The sequence below is a fragment of the Cupriavidus sp. OV096 genome (genome assembly GCF_900115455.1).
GTDB lineage: Bacteria > Pseudomonadota > Gammaproteobacteria > Burkholderiales > Burkholderiaceae > Cupriavidus.
The window spans coordinates 67,182-86,805 of the sequence record NZ_FOWM01000005.1; the positions used below are offsets into that span (position 1 = coordinate 67,182).

General features: G+C 66.5%; 19 protein-coding genes. 9 read left to right on the plus strand and 10 right to left on the minus strand.

From position 1 onward, the window contains the following. Window positions 1-8: 8 nt before the first annotated feature. The gene (locus BM115_RS13275) at window positions 9-872 is read right to left on the minus strand and encodes a branched-chain amino acid ABC transporter permease (RefSeq protein ID WP_092294508.1); all 864 of its coding nucleotides are present in this window, start codon (window positions 870-872) and stop codon (window positions 9-11) included. Between the two features lie 634 nt (window positions 873-1,506). Here BM115_RS13275 and BM115_RS13280 point away from each other — a divergent pair. Together BM115_RS13280 and BM115_RS13285 are read left to right on the plus strand one after the other, a co-directional pair. Continuing rightward, window positions 1,507-1,986 (plus strand): carboxymuconolactone decarboxylase family protein, encoded by a 480-nt coding sequence (locus BM115_RS13280; protein ID WP_092294510.1) that lies wholly within the window; start codon window positions 1,507-1,509, stop codon window positions 1,984-1,986. 4 nt (window positions 1,987-1,990) lie between these two features. After that, window positions 1,991-2,395 (plus strand): cupin domain-containing protein, encoded by a 405-nt coding sequence (locus BM115_RS13285; protein WP_092294512.1) that lies wholly within the window; start codon window positions 1,991-1,993, stop codon window positions 2,393-2,395. 74 nt (window positions 2,396-2,469) lie between these two features. On the opposite strand, the gene BM115_RS27095 is transcribed toward BM115_RS13285, so the two are convergent. Together BM115_RS27095 and BM115_RS13290 are read right to left on the minus strand one after the other, a co-directional pair. After that, window positions 2,470-2,694 (minus strand): hypothetical protein, encoded by a 225-nt coding sequence (locus tag BM115_RS27095; RefSeq protein WP_143093890.1) that lies wholly within the window; start codon window positions 2,692-2,694, stop codon window positions 2,470-2,472. Window positions 2,695-2,803: 109 nt separating this feature from the next. After that, complete coding sequence (locus BM115_RS13290; protein WP_092294514.1) at window positions 2,804-4,057, minus strand: MFS transporter; 1,254 nt, start codon at window positions 4,055-4,057, stop codon at window positions 2,804-2,806. Window positions 4,058-4,334: 277 nt separating this feature from the next. On the opposite strand from BM115_RS13290, the gene BM115_RS13295 reads away from it, so the two are divergent. Further along, window positions 4,335-5,282, plus strand: a complete 948-nt coding sequence (locus tag BM115_RS13295) for a Bug family tripartite tricarboxylate transporter substrate binding protein (RefSeq protein ID WP_177219924.1) — start codon at window positions 4,335-4,337, stop codon at window positions 5,280-5,282. A gap of 99 nt (window positions 5,283-5,381) precedes the next feature. After that, window positions 5,382-6,068 (plus strand): GntR family transcriptional regulator, encoded by a 687-nt coding sequence (locus tag BM115_RS13300; protein WP_092294518.1) that lies wholly within the window; start codon window positions 5,382-5,384, stop codon window positions 6,066-6,068. Window positions 6,069-6,101: 33 nt separating this feature from the next. Here BM115_RS13300 and BM115_RS13305 read toward each other — a convergent pair whose 3' ends face one another. Further along, the gene (locus BM115_RS13305) at window positions 6,102-7,085 is read right to left on the minus strand and encodes a Bug family tripartite tricarboxylate transporter substrate binding protein (RefSeq protein WP_369823418.1); all 984 of its coding nucleotides are present in this window, start codon (window positions 7,083-7,085) and stop codon (window positions 6,102-6,104) included. Window positions 7,086-7,128: 43 nt separating this feature from the next. Beyond that, window positions 7,129-8,319, minus strand: coding sequence for a CaiB/BaiF CoA transferase family protein (locus BM115_RS13310; protein ID WP_092294522.1), 1,191 nt, complete (start codon window positions 8,317-8,319; stop codon window positions 7,129-7,131). A gap of 192 nt (window positions 8,320-8,511) precedes the next feature. Between BM115_RS13310 and BM115_RS13315 the strand changes: the two genes are divergently transcribed. From BM115_RS13315 to BM115_RS13330, 4 genes are all read left to right on the plus strand, one after another. Then, the gene (locus tag BM115_RS13315) at window positions 8,512-9,492 is read left to right on the plus strand and encodes a quinone oxidoreductase family protein (RefSeq protein WP_092294524.1); all 981 of its coding nucleotides are present in this window, start codon (window positions 8,512-8,514) and stop codon (window positions 9,490-9,492) included. A gap of 15 nt (window positions 9,493-9,507) precedes the next feature. Next, complete coding sequence (locus tag BM115_RS13320; protein ID WP_092294526.1) at window positions 9,508-10,260, plus strand: glutathione S-transferase family protein; 753 nt, start codon at window positions 9,508-9,510, stop codon at window positions 10,258-10,260. A gap of 16 nt (window positions 10,261-10,276) precedes the next feature. Next, a complete protein-coding gene (locus BM115_RS13325; RefSeq protein ID WP_092294528.1) occupies window positions 10,277-11,035 on the plus strand; it encodes an enoyl-CoA hydratase/isomerase family protein in 759 nt (252 codons plus the stop codon). A gap of 65 nt (window positions 11,036-11,100) precedes the next feature. Next, window positions 11,101-12,720 carry a carboxylesterase/lipase family protein gene (locus BM115_RS13330; protein WP_255370809.1) on the plus strand — a complete coding sequence of 540 codons (1,620 nt, stop codon included), beginning with the start codon at window positions 11,101-11,103 and terminating at the stop codon, window positions 12,718-12,720. Between the two features lie 14 nt (window positions 12,721-12,734). Here the strand turns inward: BM115_RS13330 and BM115_RS13335 are convergent, their stop codons facing one another. The 4 genes from BM115_RS13335 to BM115_RS13350 all read right to left on the minus strand — a co-directional run bounded on the left by BM115_RS13335 (window position 12,735) and on the right by BM115_RS13350 (window position 16,288). Next, window positions 12,735-13,052 carry an NIPSNAP family protein gene (locus BM115_RS13335; RefSeq protein ID WP_092294531.1) on the minus strand — a complete coding sequence of 106 codons (318 nt, stop codon included), beginning with the start codon at window positions 13,050-13,052 and terminating at the stop codon, window positions 12,735-12,737. A 44-nt stretch (window positions 13,053-13,096) separates the two neighbouring features. Further along, window positions 13,097-14,071 carry a Bug family tripartite tricarboxylate transporter substrate binding protein gene (locus tag BM115_RS13340; protein WP_092294532.1) on the minus strand — a complete coding sequence of 325 codons (975 nt, stop codon included), beginning with the start codon at window positions 14,069-14,071 and terminating at the stop codon, window positions 13,097-13,099. A 122-nt stretch (window positions 14,072-14,193) separates the two neighbouring features. After that, on the minus strand, window positions 14,194-15,093 hold the full coding sequence (locus tag BM115_RS13345; RefSeq protein ID WP_092294534.1) for a helix-turn-helix domain-containing protein: 900 nt from the start codon (window positions 15,091-15,093) through the stop codon (window positions 14,194-14,196). Window positions 15,094-15,154: 61 nt separating this feature from the next. After that, a complete protein-coding gene (locus tag BM115_RS13350; protein WP_092294536.1) occupies window positions 15,155-16,288 on the minus strand; it encodes a DSD1 family PLP-dependent enzyme in 1,134 nt (377 codons plus the stop codon). Window positions 16,289-16,378: 90 nt separating this feature from the next. Between BM115_RS13350 and BM115_RS13355 the strand changes: the two genes are divergently transcribed. Next, a complete protein-coding gene (locus BM115_RS13355; protein WP_218158030.1) occupies window positions 16,379-17,377 on the plus strand; it encodes a LysR family transcriptional regulator in 999 nt (332 codons plus the stop codon). A gap of 27 nt (window positions 17,378-17,404) precedes the next feature. On the opposite strand, the gene BM115_RS13360 is transcribed toward BM115_RS13355, so the two are convergent. Continuing rightward, window positions 17,405-19,600 carry a phosphocholine-specific phospholipase C gene (locus BM115_RS13360; protein ID WP_092294540.1) on the minus strand — a complete coding sequence of 732 codons (2,196 nt, stop codon included), beginning with the start codon at window positions 19,598-19,600 and terminating at the stop codon, window positions 17,405-17,407. Window positions 19,601-19,624: the final 24 nt, after the last annotated feature.

Below are 19,624 nucleotides of genomic sequence, written 5' to 3' on the forward strand. Positions count from 1 at the left end.
ATCGCTCCTTACGCCGTCTTGGCGGCGAACAGGCCCTGCGGGCGGATGGACAGGATGATCACCAGCAGCATGAACGCGATGATGTCCTTGTAGTCGGTGGAGATATAGAAGCCGCCGAAGCTCTCGGCCATGCCGATGATCAGGCCGCCGACGATCGCGCCCGGGATGCTGCCCATGCCGCCGAGGATGATGATCACGAACGCCTTGGTGATGACCAGGTTGCCCATGCTCGGGTAGACGAGGTTGATCGGCGCGTACAGCGTGGCGGCGATGGCGGCGAGCGCGCCCGAGATGGCGAAGACCAGCAGGGTGACGCGCGTGGCGTCGATGCCGACCAGCGCGGCGCCCTCGCGGTTCTGGGCCATCGCCATGATCGTGGAGCCGGTGACCGTGCGCGTCAGGAACAGGTGCAGCAGCACCATCAGGCCGAACGCGGCGACGATGATCAGCAGGCGCTGCATCGGCGCGGTGAGGCCGAGGAACTCCACCATCTGGCCGTACGGCGTGGGCATGCGGTGGAAGTCCGCGCCCCACAGCGCCTGCGCGCCGGCTTCCAGGAACAGCAGGATGCCGATGGCGGCAATCATGTCGTGGATCTCGGGCGCGTTGCGCAGCGGATGAAACACCAGGCGGTCCGCCAGCATCGACAGAACGGCCACCACGGCCGCGGCAGCCAGCATCGCCAGCCAGTAGTTCAGGCCCAGCGTGGTCATGGCGTAGTACGACACATAGGCACCGGCCATGTACAGCGCGCCATGCGCGAAGTTCGGCACGTGCAGGATGCCGTAGACCAGCGTGAGCCCCAGCGCCACCAGGCTATACACGCCGCCCAGCGTCAGGCCGTTGAGAAACTGTTGGAAAAACAATGCCACGGGATTACCTCGTACGGTTCGCGAAACAAGGTGCGCGCCGGCGCGGGACCGGGGCGCGTGGAGGTGCGTTGCCGTTGGGGCGGCAGCGCGGGCCGGATCGGCGTTGCGTCAGCCTGACCGGCGCGGATGCTGGCGGTTCAGCGCTGTCGCGGGGTGGCCGTCGATGTGGCGGGCAAGCGCGGCCAGCCTGGCGCTGGTGCCGCGTGTCGGTTGTCTTGCATGTGTTGTCTCCTTGCGTTGCCGCGCCAGGTGGCGCGCCACTCTCCTGGAACCCGGCAGGGCCGAGGGTCCGGTGACGCCGTGTCGTTGCCGCGAATCCTGTCTCCCGCAGCGGGGCAGTGGAGGCGGTTCGCGTTCTAGCACGGTCGTTCGTTTTCAGCGAATTTGCATGGCGATTCGACCAGCGTCAAGCAATCGGGCGATGCATTCCGCTGTGCGAAATACGCATCCCGCGCCAGTGCTTGGGGTCTTGGTGTTATCCCTGATTCTTTGGGGGTAAACGGGGGGCGGCGTGCGCTGCCGTGGGCATGCGGATTGATGCCTGACGGGAAACACTGTGCGCGCCTAGTCGGTCTGGCGTGGGGTCCACGCGCCACCTACCATGGTCTCAGGCATCGACCACAGGAGAAACGTCATGACCCAACGTACGAACTACTTCCAGCAATCCCCGGAACTGACCAAGAAGCTCATCGAGTTCGGGGCCCTGTTCCAGAAGACCACGATCGAGGCACCGATCCACGAGCTCGTCGAGATTCGCGCGTCGCAGCTCAATGGCTGTGCGTTCTGTGTCGACATGCACATCAAGATGGCCAAGATCCACGGCGAGCGGGAACTGCGCCTGCACCACGTGGCGATCTGGCGCGAATCGACGCTCTTCTCGCCGCGCGAACGCGCCGCGCTGGCTTGGACCGAAGCGCTGACCCACCTTGCCGCCGACGGCGTGCCCGACGCTATCTACGAGCGCGTGCGCACCCAGTACAGCGAAAAGGAACTGTCGGATCTGACCTTCCTGGTCGGGGCCATCAATGCCTGGAACCGCCTGAACGTGGCGTTCCGCATGGTGCCCGGTTCCTCGGACAAGGCGTTCGGACTCGACAAGGCCAACCTGGAGTAATGCCATGAAGACAGTCGCATCCGTTGCTGCAACCCTGATGCTGTCGTGCCTGATGGTGGCCGGGCCGGCAGCCGCCGCGCCGCAGGCCAGCGTCAAGCAGTTGATGACGAAGCCGTTGCCCGAATATCCGGGCAAGGAAGGCGAGATGATCGTCGTGGACTATCCGCCGGGCGCCGTGGATCCCGTGCATCGCCATGATGCGCACGCCTTCGTCTATGTGCTGGAGGGCAGCATCATCATGGGCCTGAAGGGCGGCAAGGAGGTCACGCTCAAGGCGGGCGATACCTTCTACGAAGGCCAGAACGATATCCACACGGTCGGGCGCAACGCCAGCAATACCGAGCCGGCGAAGTTCGTGGTGTTCCTGATCAAGAAAAAGGGCGCGCCGATCCTGACGCCGGTGAAGTAACCGGACAGGGGCCTCCGCGCGTCCCCGTCAACGTCATCTGACTTGGCAACATTTGCCTGCCCCGGACCCATCCCCTAGGGGGTCGTGCGTTTGGGGCGGGTGTCGTGCACGGTGGAGGGCGGCGGGTACACGTCGTCGCTCGCGGCGATGGGCTCGCGCGGGGGCGGGGGCGTGGAGGAGGTGTCCCGGGGCGGCGTGTCGCAGCCGGCCACGCCAAGCCCGAGCAGGGTAATGAGAATGCATCCGGCCAACGCGCTGCCCAGGGCGCGGCCAGGACGGGGATCTCGGTGATAGGCCATGAATGGTCCCGGTGAATGTGCTGTCTTCCAGCATAGACCACCGGTGTTGCCTGCGGATGACTTGTGAATGCGAACCGATTCTGCCCGTCCCTGGGGCTGACATGCCGGTTCAGCGCGCCTTGGCCCAGCGATCGAACACGGCGCAGGCGAGCAGCAGGGCGCTGGTAACAAAGAACACCGCGCGCATGCCAAGGTGCACGCTGATCTGCGCGCCGATCAACGGCCCGATCACCTGCCCGGAGAACTGCGCGGATTGCAGGTAGCCGAGCATCTTGCCGGACTGGTGCTCCTTGACGGCCTGGCGTACGAGCTTGCCGATGGCGGGGAGCAGCCCGGCGAGCGCCATCCCCATTACGCCGCGCAGCGCGGCCAGCGTCCACCAGTTGGTCACGAACGCCTGGGGAATCAGGACAAGGGCGGTGGCCACAAGGCAACCGATGATGACATGCCAGGCACCGACGCGGTCGGCCAGCGCCCCTAGCCGCGAGGCCGTCAGTACGCTGCCAAATGCCGAGCAGGCCATGACGATGCCGGCCACCGTGGCCAGCCGGTCGTGCGGTACATCGAGTTGTCCGATATAGACGGTGATGATTGGCTCGATCGACATATTGGCCAGCAACACCATCGCCGCGGTCACCAGCAAGGCCGGCAACGCGAAGCGATGCGCGCTGCGGGTAGCACCGTCGGAGGGCACGGGTTGGCTGGCGGCCTTCGGCGGACGTGTGAAATCCTCGCGCACGCCAAAGATCGTCAGCAGCGCCGCCACGCCGATCATGGCGCCGCCGGCGAAGAACGTGCCGCGAATCCCGATCAGGTTCGGCAGCAGGCCCCCAATGAGCGGGCCGACCAGATTACCCGTCAGCGCACCGGTGGACAGCACGCCGAGCGCCCAGCCCGCCCGCTCGGGCGGCGCCTGCGTGCCGATCATCACGGTGGCCGCCGACGCATAGCCGCCGATCAACCCCGCGGCGAAGCGCAGCGCAACGAGTTCATAGACGTTGTGGGCCAGCCCGATCATCGACATCACGATGGCCATGCCCACCGCGGCGCGTACCAGCATCGGCTTGCGCCCGAAACGGTCGGCCAGCTTGCCCCACAGGGGCGCGGTCACGGCGGTCGCAAGGAACGTGATGCCGAACGCCACGCCTGACCACTGCACCACTTCGTCCTGCGACGTCACGCCGAGTTGCTCCACGTACAACGGCAAGAACGGCAGCAGCATGCTGAGGCTGACCAGCGTGGTGAAGGAGCCGAAGACGGCAACCGCCAGATTCCGTTGCCAGTAAGCGGCATTGCGGCCGACGTAGCTGTCAGTCGGGTGCCGGGTTGCGGGAGAGGGGAGGGAGGGGGCGGATTCAGTCATTGCGGCGGACGTCTGCGATCGGTGGGGGGCACGGGCCAATCTAGCTGCCCGGCGCCGAGCGAAGAAGACACATCGCGGATCAACAGTTTTGTGCGTTGGTAAAGAATGCGGCGCGCCGGCCCCCCCGATGGCCGGATATCGAACACCACTTGCGCGGCGCTCGTTGGTTTGGCCGTTGCGTCCCCCATAATGAGCCGCCGACTCGCGCGGCAATTCAAAGAAACAGAATCGGAGACAGCAATTGAGTATCAAGACACGCGCCACGGGCGCCGCACGCATGGCGGCCATCCTCATTGCGGGACTGGCCATCGGCCAGGGGGCGAGCGCAGCAGAATGGCCGACGAAGCCGATCAAGGTCATCGTTCCTTATACGCCGGGCGGGTCGACCGACACCGTGTCGCGCGTGGTGTTCGAGCGGGTCTCGCAGACCCTTGGCCAGCCCATCATCATCGAGAACAAGCCGGGCGCCAACAGCACGCTTGGCGTGGGTGTCGCGGCGCGTTCCGCGCCTGACGGCTATACGTTCGTGTCGGTGCTGGCCGCCTACAGCGCCAACATGTCGCTCTACTCGAAGCTGAGCTACAAGCCGTCTGACCTGGTGCCGGTGGCCGAGATGGCGGAACTGCCGCTGTTCCTGTTTGCCAGCAAGCGGCTGCCGGTAAAGACCGTCGGCGAACTCGTCGCCTATGGGCGCAAGAACCCGGACGCGCTGACCTTCGGCTCGAGCGGCGTTGGCAGCTCGGCGCACCTGACCGGCGAACGTCTGGCGATGGAGTCGAAGCTCAAGATGACGCACGTGCCCTACAACGGTAGCGCGCCGATCCTGCCGGCGCTGGTGTCTGGCGAGGTGTCGATCGCGTTCGATCCGCTGCTGGTGCCCATGCCCCACGTGAAGACCGGCAAGATCAACGTGCTGGCTGTGGCGTCGGCAAAGCGCTGGCCCGGAGAACCGCAGATCCCGACCATGGAGGAGTCCGGCTTCCCCGGGTTTGTCATGAGTTCGTGGACCGGCCTGCTGGCGCCGGCCGGCACGCCGCAGCCGGTGGTGGACCGCATGGCGAAGGCCATCGCCGCCGCCACTACCAGTCCTGAAGTATCGAAGAAGCTGACCGAGCTCGGCTTCGTGCCGGTCAGCGATACGCCGGAGGCCTTCCGCAAGCTGATCGAGCGCGACACGGTGCGGTACGGCGAGATCGTCAAGGCGGGGAAGATCTCGCTGGACTGAGTGGCGTCGCTTTTGTGCACATAGCGGGCAATTGCGCATACGCGGGCGGGCGCGGTAGTAGAATCGCGCCATCCCCACTCAGCGCGCTCGCAGTGTTCCATGTCCGATGAAAAGAAGAGCTTGTCCGAGACCATCCGTACGGCGATCGAGCAAGACATTCTGAGCGGGAAGTTGCCCAGCGGCACGCAGCTGGAGGAACAGCAGTTGCTCGCGCGCTTCAAGGTGTCGCGCACCCCGGTGCGCGAGGCGCTGATCCAGCTCGAATCCGCCGGACTGGTCGATCTGGTGCCGCGTCAGGGCGCCATCGTGGCATCGATCACGCTGCGCGAATACGTGGCGATGAGCGAGATCCTGGTGCAGTTGGAGTCGCTGGCCGCCCGGCTGGCGGCACGCCGCATTTCGGCGCCGCAGCGCAAGGCGATCCAGACGGCACTGGAGGCATGCCGGGCGGCTGCCGAGCAGGCCGATGGCGGGGCGTACCGCAAGGCCAACGACACGTTCCATCACATCATCTACGAAGCCAGCTGTAACGACATCCTGTCGCGCCAGATCCTCACCATGCGCGCACGGATGCGCGGCATGCGCGATCTGCGCTTCGAAAAGCCTGCGCGCATCCGCGCCTCGCTGGCGGAGCACGAGGAAGTGCTGGAAGCGATCCTGCGCGGCAGCGAGGACGCCGCCGCGGCGGCCATGGTGCGCCACATCGCCACGGGCGGCGATGTCTATGCGGACATGATCGCCTCGATGCCCGGCGACGGTGCGGGGCGGGGGCGCGGCCGGCGCTGATCGGCGCCGGGGCTCTTCATTGTCAGATCTTCGTCAATCAAGCTTCACGCCGGCCTGCACGATACGCTCCAGCGCATTGCGCCCATCGGCGGAGGCCCACGCGCCGAACTCCGCCGGCGATTCCGATAGCGACACTTCGCTGCCATTGGCGGCCAGCTTGGCGCGGATTTGCGGGTCGGCCATGACCTTGCGCGTGGCCGCGAAGATCTTGTCCCGAATCTCCGGGGGCAAGCCCGCCGGGCCATAGAGACCGAACCAGAACGTGAAGTTGAACCCCGGGAGCCCGGTTTCGGCCAGCGATGGCAGGCCGGGCGCCACTTCGGACGGCTTCGGCGTCGTCACCCCAATCATCTTCACGACGCCTTGCGTGCCCATCGGCAACACCGAGGCGGCCGTCCCGAATGACATTTGCACTTCACCGGCTGCCACGGCCTGCAAGGCCGGCGCGCCGCCCTTGTACGGCACATGCGTCATGCGCACGCCCGTGGCTTTCTCGAACTGCAGCCCCGCCACGTGCGGCGAACCGCCAATGCCGGACGACGAGTAGTTGAAGCCGCCCGCATCGGCCTTCGCCTTGGCCACGAGCGCCTTGACGTCCGCGACACCCAGGTTCTTGTTGACGGCCAGGATCAACGGCGAGACGGTCAGGCGCGTGATGGGCGTGAAATCCTCCCCTTTGTAGCGCGCCTTGTAGAGCCGCTGGTCGATGCCATACAGCGTGGCCGTGGCCAACGCCAGCGTATAGCCGTCCGGCGGGGCGCTGGCCAATGCGGTGGAGGCCAGCGTGCTGCCCGCACCGGGCTTGTTATCGACGACGATGGTCTGTCCGAGTTGCTTGGACAAGGCTTCGCCGAAGATGCGCGCCACGTAGTCGGCCGCGCCGGCCGGCGTGTAGCCCACCAGCACGCGAATGGGGCGATTCGGGTAGTCGTCGGCCGCGAGCGCGGGCGAGGCGAACGTTGCCGCCAGCGCCGCCATCGCGAGTACGCGCCTGGCGCGCAAGTATCGAGGGTTCATCGCTTGTCTCCGCTTATTGTTTTGGCTTGTCGGGTGCGGCCGGTCACGCCGCGATATTGGCTTCACGCAATCGGCCGATGCGGGCATCGTCGTAGCCCAGGTCGCGCAGGATGGCGTCCGTATGGGCACCGGGGTCGGGCGCCGCGCTGAAGAATCGCTCGGGATGCGGCGCGGCGGAGAGGTTGATCGGCGAACGCAGCAGCGCCAGCGGTCCCAGTTCGGGGTGGTCGGCGGGGCGTGTCATGCGCAGGTGCTGGACCTGCGGATCCTCGAACGCCTGGCCGATATCGAAGACCGGGCCGCACGGCACGCCGACGGCGTTGAGCCTGTCCGTCAGCTCCGCGGCGGTGAACGCGGCTGTGCAATCGTTGATTGCCGCGTCGACCCGCTCGCGCTGTGCATTTCGCCCGGCGGCACTGTGCAGCGAGGTATCGGCCAACAGCGCATCCGCGCCGAGCGCCTGGCAGAAGTGGGTCCACATGCGGTCGGTGCTGGCGGCGATGTTGACGACGCCATCCTGGCATCGATACGTGCCCATCGGGGCCAGCGTGGGGTGCGCATTGCCTTGCTGCGTGGGCACCACGCCTTCCACCGTGTAGCGTGCGCCCTGGAAATCGAGCTTGTTCAGCATCGCCTCGATGAGCGAGGTGTGGACCCATTGGCCGCGTCCCGTGCGCTCGCGTTGCAGCAGCGCCAGCAGGATGCCTTGCCCCAGGAACATGCCGGCCGTGGTGTCCGAGATGGCGATACCCACGCGTAGCGGACCGTCCCCGGGCATGCCGGTCACCGAACTCAGTCCGCACATGCCCTGCACGATCTGGTCGAGCCCGGGGCGCTCGCAGTACGGGCCGTCCTGCCCGAATCCGGAAATGCTGGCCAGGATCACACGCGGGTTCAGCGCGCTCAGGCGTTCATAGGTCAGGCCCAGCCGCTCCTTCACCACGGAACGGAAGTTTTCCACCACCACGTCCGCGCGGCGCACCAGCGTGGCCAGGATCTCAGCCCCTTCGGGCGTCTTCAGGTCCAGGCAGAGGCTGCGCTTGTTGCGATGCAGATTCTGTTCGTCCGAGCCCCGGCGGCGCCCGGTGACCGAGCCGCGGTCGCGCGGCGGTGGCGGTTCGATGCGGATGACATCCGCCCCCCAGTCCGCCAGCAGCCGCACGGCAACCGGGCCGGCGCGGGCGATGGAAAGATCCAGGACGGTGTAGCCGGACAGCGGTGCGTCGTGAGTCATCGGTCCTCTTCGAGAATTCGTTATCGCCGGTAAAGTATACGAATAGGCAGCATAAATATACGTATACGGATTTACCATGATGCGACTTGACCCCACATGCGCTACGCTTCCCCCGGCCCACCTACGGCCAATAGGCCACTTTTTGCAGCGGAGCCGGGCATACCTCCCGCCGGCTTGGAGACCACAGACCGTATGCATACGAACGCAGTCCGTATAAGAAAGCATGGCGACGCCGACGTGCTCGAACTCGACGAAGTGCCGGTTGCTGCGCCCGCAGCCGCCGAAGTCCAGATCCGGCAATCGGCTATCGGCCTGAACTTCGCCGACATCTACCAGCGCAGCGGCGCCCATGGCCCGCACACGCCGACGCCGTTTCCCATCACGTTGGGATCGGTCGGCGCGGGCATCGTCACGGCGGTCGGGCGGGAGGTGTCGGGCGTTGTGGTCGGGCAGCGCGTGGCGGCCATGTATCCGGGCGCGTATCAGGTCACGCGCAACGTGCCGGCCGATCGCGTCGTGCCGCTGCCGAACACGATTTCCGAGGAGGTGGCCGGCGCCACCCTGTTGCGGGGACTGACGGCCGAGTACCTGTTGCGGCGGCTGTATGTGGTGCAGCCCGGCGATGGGGTGCTGGTGCATGCGGCGGCCGGCGGAATGGGCGTGCTGCTGTCGCAATGGGCGCGCTCGCTCGGCGCGACAGTGATCGGCACCGTGGGCAGCGAAGCCAAGCGCCGCGTGGCGCTGGACCACGGCTGCCATCACGTGATCTGCTATCGCGGCACGGATTTTGTCGCGGAAGTCATGGCGCTGACACAGGGCAAGGGTGTCGCCGTCGTCTACGACGCGGTCGGCAAGGACGTCTTCGTGCCATCGCTGCAATGCCTGAAGCCATGCGGGATGGCCATCAACTACGGCACCGCGTCCGGCGACGTGGAAGCATTCGACCTGCAGCTGCTGCATGCGAAGTCGCTGATCGTGTCGCGGCCGACGCTGCGTACGTTCATCGCCGATGCGGCGTCGCTACGTCGCGCGGCGCTGGCGCTTTTCTCGGCGGTGGAAGCAGGGCACCTGCGATTGGAGGTGGGGCAGCGCTTTGCCTTGTCCGACGTCCGGGAGGCCCATCGCAGCCTCGAAGGCCGCGCCACGACGGGCGCCACCGTGCTGATTCCCTGACCGGAGATCGCCCACATGAGACTGTTCCACGGCTGGTTATCCAGCGCGTCGCGCCGCGTGCGGCTGTGTATGGCGGAGAAGGGCGTCGATTACGAGAGCGTGCCTGTCGATCTGGCCGCGCAGGAGCACCATTCGCCAGCGTTCCTGGCGATGAATCCGAACGGCGTGGTGCCGGCGCTGGTGCTGGACGATGGCCGTTTCCTGTACGAAAGCGGCACGATCTGCGAATACCTCGACGACGCCCTGCCGCATCCCCCGCTGCGCCCGGCCGACCCGTATGCGCGGGCCACGATGCGCAACTTCGTCCGCTGGACCGACGACAAGCTGCTGCCTAACCTGCTGATCCTGAACTGGAGCATCGCGCTGCAGCCCGTGGCGTCGCAATGGAGCGATGCGGATCTGGCGGGGAAGCTTGCGCGCATCCCGACACCGGAGCGGCGCGAAGCCTGGCGCCGTATCGCACGCAAGCCGTACTCGGACGAGGAGAAGCGCGCGGCGCTCGACGCCTTGCTGGCATTGCTGCCGAAGATGGCATCGATGCTCGACAACGGGCCCTGGCTGATGGGCCCACACTATTCGCTGGCCGATATCGCCGCGGTGCCGTTTATCGCGCGGATTGCCGAACTCGCGCCAGAGGCCATGGCGGCAGACCGCATGCCGGCGGTGGCCGACTGGTGGCAGCGCGTGCAGCAGCGTCCGGCCTTCGCGCAGGCGCGCATCGAACGATTCGACGTCGCGCTGCGAGCGCGAGAGACTACCCTTTCTTGATCCGGAGATTTGACGCATGGCTTCCGAAGGTTTGCTTCCCACGCTCGATATTGCCGCCCATGTGGCCACGCTGACGCTGCAGCGCCCCGATGTGGCCAACCGGCTGGGCCCTGACGATCTGCAGGCATTGCTGCAGCACATTGAAACCGTGAACGGCAGCGATGTCCGCGTGCTGATCCTGCGCAGCACGGGCAAGTACTTCTGCAGCGGCTTCGATATCGGCAAGCTCGCCGCCGGCCAGCGTGGCGCGGGCTTCGAGCCGCTGGTCAATGCGATGGAGGATTGCCGCGCGGTGACCATCGCCGAAATCCAGGGTGGCGTCTACGGCGGCGGCACGGACCTGTCGTTGGCGTGCGACTTCCGGCTCGGCACCGACGCCGTGGAGATGTTCATGCCAGCCGCGCGCCTGGGCCTGCATTTCTATGAGCGCGGCATGCGCCGCTACGTGACGAGGCTGGGCCTGAATGCCGCCAAGCGCCTGTTCCTGACCGCTGAACGGATCCAGGCACCCGAGATGCTGGCGTGTGGGTTCCTGACCGAACTGCTCCCCGCGGATCAACTGCGCGAGCGTGCGGCGCAGTTGGCCGGGACCATCGCCGGGCTGGCGCCCATTGCCGTGCAGGGCATGAAGCGGCATCTGAACGCGATCGCGCGCGGAGACCTGGACACCGCGGCGCTTGCCGAGGACATCCGGCGCGCGACGCAATCGGAAGACATCCGCGAAGGCGCGCTCGCGTGGAAGGAAAAGCGCAAGCCAGCTTTTACGGGCAAGTAAGGTCGCATCACGCAGCAGACAAACACAAGACCAAAAGAAAGGGAGGGGCGATGGAGCACAAGGGAATGTCGCGCAGGCAGTGGCTGAAGTCGGCTGCCGTGCTGACGGCGGGGAGTGCGGTCACGGGAAGCGTGCGCGCGATGGCAGAAGATCCGGTGTTCTCGGTGGTCGAGACCGCCGATGGCAAGGTGCGGGGCCTGCGGTCAGGGGGCGTGCACGTGTTCAAGGGCCTGCGCTACGGCGCCGACACAGGCGGTGCCAACCGCTTCATGCCGCCGCAGCCGGTGGCGAAGTGGAGCGGCGTGCGCGATGCCACCGCCTACGGCAACTACGCGCCGCAGATGCCGGCCGACCGGCGCCGTGCCTACGCGGACCTGATCGCCTACGATCTGCAGCCGGGCGGCATGGGCGAAGACTGCCTGGTGCTGAACCTGTGGACGCCATCGCCCGCAAAGGCCGCGAAGCGGCCGGTGCTCGTGCATCTGCACGGCGGCGGGTTCTATGCGGGATCGGGCAATTCGCCGCAGTTCGACGGCGAGATGATGGCGCGCTTTGGCGACGTGGTGTTCATCACCATCAATCACCGGCTTGGCTCGTTTGGCTATCTGAATCTGGCCGAGGCCGGCGGCGAGCGCTATGCGCAGTCGGGCGCGGTGGGCATGCTCGATATTGTCGCGGCGCTGCGCTGGGTGCGGGAGAACGTGGAGTCGTTCGGCGGGGATCCGTCGCGCGTGCTGGTGTTTGGCCAGTCGGGCGGCGGCCTCAAGACCAGCACGCTGATGGCGATGCCGTCGGCGCAGGGGCTGTTTCATCGCGCTGGCGTCATGAGCGGTTCGGGCATTCGTGTGCTGACGGCGGCGCAGTCCACGGAGGTCGCGGCCAAGTACCTGTCCACGCTCCAGATCGGCAAGGGCTCGGTGGACCGACTGCATACGCTGCCGTTCGAGCAACTGCTGGCGGCGCAAATGCGCTTCGAAGCCGCAGACCGATTGAAGGGCGAGGCGCCACGCGCCTTCGCGCCGTCGATAGACGGTGTGGCGATTCCCCGCCATCCGTTCGATCCGGATGCGCCGGCCATCTCGTCGCAGGTGCCGATGATCATCAGCACGACGCTGGACGAGCGCGCGTACCGCCAGATCAATTTCGATCTCGACGATGCCGGGCTGCTGCGATTCGCGCAGACGCGCGTGGGCGACGACGCGTCGCGTCTGGTGGCGATGTATCGGGATGAGGACCCGCGTGCCACGCCGTTCGTGCTGCAGGCGCGGATCGATACGGACATGACGTTCCGTCGCATCGCCCAGCTGCAGGCGGATCGCAAGGCCGCCGCGCACGCCAGTGGCAACAGCGCGCCGGTGTGGACATATCTGTGGAAGACGCCGAGCCCGGCTTACGGCGGCCGCTATGGCGCGCCGCATGGCGTCGATATCGGACCGAGTCTGCACGACATCCGCATGGGGCTGAACGGGCCGAGCGACACCAGCCTGCGTCTGGCCGATCAACTGGCCAGCGCCTGGGTCAGCTTCGCCGCGACGGGCGACCCCGCCAATGCCAAGACCCCGCAATGGCCAGCGTATTCGGCTACGCGGCGCACCACGTTGGTATTCGATGGCGAGGCCTCCGGCACCCGCGCGCAGGAGGATCCTCGCCGGGCGTTCCGGGAGTACTGGGCCGGGCGGCTGTAGGCCACCCGTGCCGGCTAGGGCTTGAAGAACGACACCGGCGTCATCAGCCGGTTTTCCTGGCTGATCAGGTAGGCGGCGTCGGCGCTTATCTTCAGGTACTCGCCCCAGGCCGGATCCTTCTGCAGCGCCTGGCGCTTGGCCTCGCGGTCGGCCGCGCTTTCATAGACCCAGATGTGCGTGTAGCTGTTCACATTGCCGGTCTCGGTTTGCATATAGGCCAGCGGCTTGCCCAGATGGCGGCTCTGGGTCTCGTAGCCGTGCTCGGCATACAGCGCCAGGTGTTTCTTGATCGTGCCGGGGCGGCAGGTGTAGGTGCGAACGTCGTACAGCATGGGGTTTCCTCCAGGGATAGCGATGGCGATGGCGATGCGTGGCGTCAATCGACGGTGGCGCCGGACTGCTTGACCAGCACGGCCCAGCGCGCCACTTCCTGATTCACGTATTTCTGAAATGCGGGTTGATCGTCCCCGACCGGGTCGGCGCCCAGCCCTTTCAGCCGATCCTTGACGGCGGGGTCGGCCACGCTCTGGACGATGGCCTGCGAGAGCTTCTCGACGGCAGCTTTCGGCGTGCCGGCCGGTGCGAACAGGCCGAACCACGAGCGCGCGGTCATGCCCTGGAACGGCGTTTCGGAGAAGGCGGGCACGTCGGGCAGGGCGGCGTGGCGCTTGTTGCCCGTCACCGCCAGTGCCTTGAGCTTGCCGCTCTGCACTTGCGCGAGGACTTCGGGCAGGTTGGCGAACATGACCTGCACCTGGCCACCCATCACGTCATTGAGCGCCTGCGCCCCGCCCTTGTAGGCCACGTGCGTCATCTTCGTACCAGCCAGCGTGCTGAACTGCTCGCCGGCCAGATGGGAGGCGGTGCCGGTGCCGCCCGACGCGTAATTGACACGGCCGGCGTTGGACTTGGCGTAGGCGGCGAGTTCGGCCGCCGAATTGACCGGTACGGTCGGATTCACCACCAGCAGCAGGGGGACGGACGCCAGGTTCGACAACCCTACGAAATCCCGCGTGAGACTGTAGTTGAGCTTCTGGTAGAGCGATGCGTTGATGGCATGGCTCGACGTGGCCATCAGCAGCGTGTAGCCGTCGGCGTCCGCGCGTGCGGCCGAGACGGCGCCGATATTGCCATTGGCGCCGGCCTTGTTCTCCACCACGACCGACTGCCCGAGCCGGGCCGACATGGCCTGCGCCACGGTGCGCGCGATCACGTCGGTGGCGCCGCCAGCGGCGAACGGCACGATGATGCGCAGGGGATGATCGGGGTATTCCGCCATCGCGCTGAAGGGGATAACGGCCAATACGGCGGCCACGGCAAGGCCCCGCAACGGGGCGATGACTCGGTACATGTCTGTCTCCTGTGCTTTTGGTACTTTTTGGTGCTTATGGATGCACCATGAGGAGCACTGTACGCACGCGCGTGGCGGCAGTGTTAGGACGGATCAGACGTTGAGTTGGACTTTTACGCGCGTTAGTCGAGCGGACGGCAGTGCTTCCTGCGGAAATCGCCCGGCGTGAGGCCGGTCTGCTTCTTGAAGAAGCGCGCGAAGTAGGCCGGATCCTCGATATTGAGCCGGAACGCGATCTCGGCGATGCCGGTTTCGGTGTTGCTGAGCCAGCGCTTGGCTTCCAGCACCACGCGTTCCTGTACCACCTGGCTGGCGGTGCGCGCCAGGGTGCGCTTGACTGCCTCGTTGAGCTGGCGCTCGCTCACGCAGAGCGCCTCGGCGTACTGGCCGATCGTGCCGAAGCGCAGGTAGTGGGTTTCCACCAGCATCGTGAAGCGGCGCGTGAGGGCCTGATGCGGGCCAACGCCGCCGGCGGGCTCGTTCTCGGGGCACAGGCGGCGCAGGCGCGTGAGCAGGATCAGCAGGCAGGCCTGCACCACGTCCGGGAAGCCGGGCTGGCGATTCCGCGCCTCCTGCTCCATCTCGTCGAGCAATGGCAGCAGGCCGTCATGCTGGTGCGGCGTGAGATAGAGCGCGCTCTGGGCGCGCGTGGGGTGGTAGAACGGGAATTTCGCGGCGTCGTCGGCGCGCGGAAACATCCGGGCGAAGAAGTCAGTGCTGAAGTTCAGCACGTAGCCGTGCGGCTTCACGGATGACGTCCAGGCATGCACCTGCCCGGGCGAGAGGAAGAACACCGAGTGGTCGCGCACGTCGAAATGCGCGAAGTCGAGCATGTGCGTGCCGCTCGCCCGGGTCATCCAGAGCAGGTGATAGTAGTTGTGCCGATGCAGGAAGCCGCGCGGGATGTCGTCGCGGTCCTGCAGCCGTACGAGGTCGAAGTAGAACGACCCATCGCCCGCGAAATCCGATGTCTCGAAGGTGGGAATCTCGCCGGCGGGGCTGGCGGGGAGGGCTTCGGGCAAGCGCGGGTCTCCTTGTGTTTCTGATCCTGGTTACCGGCGCCATGCTATCGCAAAACCGTGCTCACCATCCCCCGAAACGAGGCCATTGCGCTTCCACCACAGTGCTGCCCGCGACGACCGTGTAGGCGCCATGCTGCGCCCCAGTGGCGCACGCGTGATTGGGCAGCACGCGCAACAGCGTGCCGACCGGCAGCATCGGCGTGGCGGACGGATCCGTGCGATGGCTGACGATGCCATGCTCCTGGTTGGCATCGACCATCACCAGATCCGGCAGCGGCTTGCCGTCGATATCGCACACCAGCCCGTAGCCCTGGTCGATCGGCTGCTTCGCGGTGCCACGGTCGCGCGACATCGCCATCCATCCCGCGTCCGTGATCAGCCAGCCTTTCTCGCGCTGGTGGCCGATCACCGTGCACAACACCGACAGGGCGATGTCATCCACGTTGCAGACCCCGATGCCGTGCATCACCAGATCGAAGAACACGAACACGCCGGCCCGGACCTCCGTCACACCTTCGAGCGAGCGGGCGAAATGCGCGGTAGGCGTGCTGCCGACGCTCACCACCGGCGCCCGGTAACCGGCGGCGCGCAGCCGTTCCGCCGCCTGGACCGCGCCGGCGCGCTCCTGCTCGGCGACGGCTTCGATGGCCTCGGCCGAACGGCAATTGTAGGAATCGCCCGCATGGGTGAGCACGCCCGCGAGCCAGGCGCCCGTGCCTTCGTCCTTGCCCAGTGCGGCGGCGATATCGAGCAATGCCGGGTCCGCCGGCTTGACGCCCGAGCGGTGCCCGTCGGTATCGATCTCGATCAACACCGGCACGTTCAGGGCGCGTTCGCGACACCAGTTGGCGAGTGCGTGGGCGGCCTCGACGTTGTCCAGCAACAGCGTCAGCGCGGCGCCGCGTCGCAGAAGGTCTTCGACATGGGGCAGCTTGGACGGCACGATGCCCACTGCGTACAGGATGTCGCGCCAGCCGTGGTCGAGGAAGTAGCCTGCTTCCTTCAACGTTGACACGGTGATGGGCGTGCCCGGTGCGCCGATGCGAGACGCGACGTCGGCGGACTTGTTGGTCTTGGCGTGTGGTCGCAGCGTGACGCCGAAGGGCGCAAGGCGGTCTCGCAGCCGCGCGATATTGCGCTCCATCTTCAGGCGGTCCAGCACGAGGACCGGCGTTTCAAGTGCTTGCAAGTTCATGGGAATCCGTTATGCGAGTGCCAGCACGCGCTGGAGGTTCGAGCCTTGCAGTGTAGAGGGGCCGGACCCTCAGGTGGTTAATGCCATAGAATGGCTTCATTCACCTACAGGTTAATAATGAAGCTGGACATCGAGGATCTGCGGTTCATCCTGGCGCTGGACCGTCTGGGGAGCCTGGCCGCCCTGGCCCGGGAAGAGAATGTCACGCCGCCGGCCGTGACCAAGCGGCTGAGCCAGTTGGAGGCGCGCCTGGGGACCCGGCTGGCCCAGCGGACCACGCGGCGCCTGCAACTGACGCACGAAGGACACCTCCTGGCGCAGCACGCCACTGGCGTTCTGGAGCAGATGCAGGTGATCGAAGAGGCGCTACAGCAGCGTAGTCAGGTTGTGGCGGGCAAGCTGAAGGTCCACGGGCCGTTTGGCTTCGGGCGCCGCTACCTCGGACCGCTGTTGGCGCAGTTTCACAGCACCCATCCTAATCTCGAGGTGCAGTTGTACCTGTCGGACAACCTGATGCTGCCGCGCCAACCCGTGCATGGCCGCGATGCCTTCGACGTGCTGGTCAGCATCGGCACGATCCCGGATTCGCGCTGGATTGCGCATCGCCTTGCCCCGAACCGTCGCATCCTGTGCGCCGCGCCCGAATACCTCGCCAAGGCCCCGCCGTTGGAGACGCCGGCGGACCTTGAACGGCACGCCTGCCTGGTGCTCAGGGAGAACGACGAGGATGTGACGCTGTGGCGCTTTGCCGAAGACGACGGCGACGGCGACAGGAACCATCGCCCAGCGCGATCACGGGACCTGACCGTACGGGTGCGTCCCACGATGGAGAGCAATGATGGCGACGTGGTTCATCACTGGTGCCTGACCGGCAAGGGCATCATGGCGCGGTCGGAATGGGATGTGGCCGATGAACTGGCCGCCGGGCGGCTGGTGGCGCTGCTGCCAGCGTACCGGCTGCCCGATGCGGATGTGATGGCGCTGGTGCCGCAGTCGCGCCAGTCTTCCATGCGCACGCAACGATTCGTCGAGATGCTGCGCAACGCGCTGGGGCCCAGGCCGCCGTGGCGCATGACCCGCCAGCCGTAGAAGGCGGACGGGTCAAGCCAAGGCAGGTTACGACAGCTGAGCCATGGCCGGATCGCTCACCGTATCCTTGCCGGTCTCGATACGGCCCGCGATACGGCGGCGGAGCGACGGTGCCAGATCGCAACTGATCTCGAAGTCGTACCAGTTGCCGCTGTCACCGAGCGTCCAGGTCAGCTCGCCCGCCTTGCCGGCCTCGACCTTCTGGCCCCACGGGCCGTCCGTGCGATAGGCCTTGGCGCTCGCGCTGAACGTGCAGGCCTTGTCGCTGCGGTTGTACAGCTTGACCTGCAGCACGGGCGGATCGCACGGTTCGTAGCAGACCTGGATTTCCGTGCCGCCGGCAGCCGACTGCTCGTTCAGGTCGCCCACGAATTCGCGGTGATAGCCGTTCGGGCCCAGCACCCACAGATCGTACTTGCCGTTGTCGGCCGCCACGTTCCACAGGCCGTCCAGACTCTTGCCCGCCTCCACCACGTAGCGGCGCGGAATGGCGTCGAGGTGCAGCTTGTCGTAGACGTGGAAGACCGTGCCAGCCGTTCCGGTGTTCGAGAACATCAGCGTGACGGTCTTGGCGCCGGCGTCGATGCGGGACGTGGTGTGCAGCTCGTACGGCAGCGCGCGCGAGGGACGCGTGCCGGCCACCTGCGGCGGCAACACGGGCGTGGCCGGCACGGGAATCGCGACCGAAGCCTTTTGCGTCAGCGCAAGGTTGTCGACCGTGACCTTGGTGCTGCGGCCCGCCAGCGTCGGCAGGGCGTCCTTGTTCGGGCTGACGAAGTTGAAGGCCGAGGTCAGGTCACCGCACACGGCGCGGCGATAGGCGCCGATCTGCGGCTCCTTCACGCCGAAGCGTTTTTCCAGGAAGAGCAGCGTGGACGTATGGTCGAAGACCTGCGAGTTGACGAAACCACCGCGGCTCCACGGCGAGACGATCCACATCGGCACGCGCGGGCCCGGACCGTAAGGCTTGCCATCGCTGGCCGACTGGTTCGTCGTGGCGGGCGCGTAGTTGTGATACTCGAAGGCCATGTCGGCATCGCTGAGCGTGCTGCCGCCGGCGAGCGTGGCATCGGCATTGCGCGACGGGGCCGAGGGCGGCGGCAGGTGGTCGAAGAAGCCGTCGTTCTCGTCGTAGTTGATCAGCAGCACGGTCTTGCTGAAGACCTCGGGGTTGGCGGTCAGCGCGTCCAGCACCTGCTGCACGTACCAGCCGCCCTGCGCCGGGCTCGACGGCCCCGGGTGTTCGCTATAGAGCGACGGCGGGATGATCCACGAGATTTCCGGCAGCGTGCCGTTCTGCACGTCGTCACGGAAGGACTGGAGCAGGCCGTCGGGCATGGTGTTGCCAAAGCCCTTGGCGAGCGGGCTCAGCGCGTCGTCGATCGTCGGATCGTAGGCGGGCGAGGTGCCGGGCAGCGCCACCGGGCGCCGTGCCACCGGCATCGACTCCATCGCCGTGCGCCAGTGCTGGAAGCTCATCATCTCGTTGCAGCCGTAGTTGTCGGCCAGGCTCTGATACACCTTCCAGCTCACCCCCGCATCCACCAGGCGGTCGGCGTAGGTCTTCCACGTCCAGCCCTGGGTCGACGGTCCCACGTCATTGCCGCCATTGAACTCGTTGACCATGGCCGCCACGTTGGCGCCGCTCGGGCCGTTCGTGCCGGTCCAGTAGAACAGGCGGTTCGGGATCGTGCCGGTGTGCATCGAGCAGTGGTAGGCGTCGCACAGCGTGAACGCATCGGCCAGCGCGCGCTGGAACGGCACCTCGGCGGTGTCGTAGTACGACATCGACAGCCGGTTCTTGGCCACGGGCCAGCGATTCATGCGCCCGTGGTCCCACGCCGCCTGCCCATCGGGCCAGGTATGCGGGGTGCTGCCCGCGCGCTGCGCGTTGCCCAGCGTGGCGTCAAGCCGATAGGGCGTGATCGTGTTGTTCGTGGCGTCGGTCTGGAAGAACGCGTTCTTGCCGTTCGCCAGAGGGATCGCGAAGCGGTCGCCGTAGCCGCGCACGCCCTTGAACGTGCCGAAATAGCTGTCGAAGGAGCGGTTCTCGAGCATCAGCAGCACCACGTGCTTGACGTCCTGGATCGTGCCAGTGGCGTTGTTCGCCTCGATGGCCAGGGCGCGGCGGATGCTGGGCGGGAACGATGCGAGCGTGGCAGCCGCAGCCGCGGTGCCGAGCGTGTTGCGCAGGAAGCTGCGCTTGGACGGGTTGAATGTCATGCCGGGTCGGTGTCGGTTGGATGG

Coding starts and splice junctions, on each gene's coding strand:
- BM115_RS27095 (WP_143093890.1), bottom strand. CDS start 2,694: ATGGCCTATCACCGAGATCCCCGTCCTGGCCGCGCCCTGGGCAGCGCG.
- BM115_RS13315 (WP_092294524.1), top strand. CDS start 8,512: ATGCATACGAACGCAGTCCGTATAAGAAAGCATGGCGACGCCGACGTG.
- BM115_RS13295 (WP_177219924.1), top strand. CDS start 4,335: ATGGCGGCCATCCTCATTGCGGGACTGGCCATCGGCCAGGGGGCGAGC.
- BM115_RS13340 (WP_092294532.1), bottom strand. CDS start 14,071: ATGTACCGAGTCATCGCCCCGTTGCGGGGCCTTGCCGTGGCCGCCGTA.
- BM115_RS13350 (WP_092294536.1), bottom strand. CDS start 16,288: ATGAACTTGCAAGCACTTGAAACGCCGGTCCTCGTGCTGGACCGCCTG.
- BM115_RS13320 (WP_092294526.1), top strand. CDS start 9,508: ATGAGACTGTTCCACGGCTGGTTATCCAGCGCGTCGCGCCGCGTGCGG.
- BM115_RS13330 (WP_255370809.1), top strand. CDS start 11,101: ATGTCGCGCAGGCAGTGGCTGAAGTCGGCTGCCGTGCTGACGGCGGGG.
- BM115_RS13355 (WP_218158030.1), top strand. CDS start 16,379: ATGGCTTCATTCACCTACAGGTTAATAATGAAGCTGGACATCGAGGAT.
- BM115_RS13335 (WP_092294531.1), bottom strand. CDS start 13,052: ATGCTGTACGACGTTCGCACCTACACCTGCCGCCCCGGCACGATCAAG.
- BM115_RS13360 (WP_092294540.1), bottom strand. CDS start 19,600: ATGACATTCAACCCGTCCAAGCGCAGCTTCCTGCGCAACACGCTCGGC.
- BM115_RS13325 (WP_092294528.1), top strand. CDS start 10,277: ATGGCTTCCGAAGGTTTGCTTCCCACGCTCGATATTGCCGCCCATGTG.
- BM115_RS13300 (WP_092294518.1), top strand. CDS start 5,382: ATGTCCGATGAAAAGAAGAGCTTGTCCGAGACCATCCGTACGGCGATC.
- BM115_RS13310 (WP_092294522.1), bottom strand. CDS start 8,319: ATGACTCACGACGCACCGCTGTCCGGCTACACCGTCCTGGATCTTTCC.
- BM115_RS13280 (WP_092294510.1), top strand. CDS start 1,507: ATGACCCAACGTACGAACTACTTCCAGCAATCCCCGGAACTGACCAAG.
- BM115_RS13290 (WP_092294514.1), bottom strand. CDS start 4,057: ATGACTGAATCCGCCCCCTCCCTCCCCTCTCCCGCAACCCGGCACCCG.
- BM115_RS13305 (WP_369823418.1), bottom strand. CDS start 7,085: ATGAACCCTCGATACTTGCGCGCCAGGCGCGTACTCGCGATGGCGGCG.
- BM115_RS13285 (WP_092294512.1), top strand. CDS start 1,991: ATGAAGACAGTCGCATCCGTTGCTGCAACCCTGATGCTGTCGTGCCTG.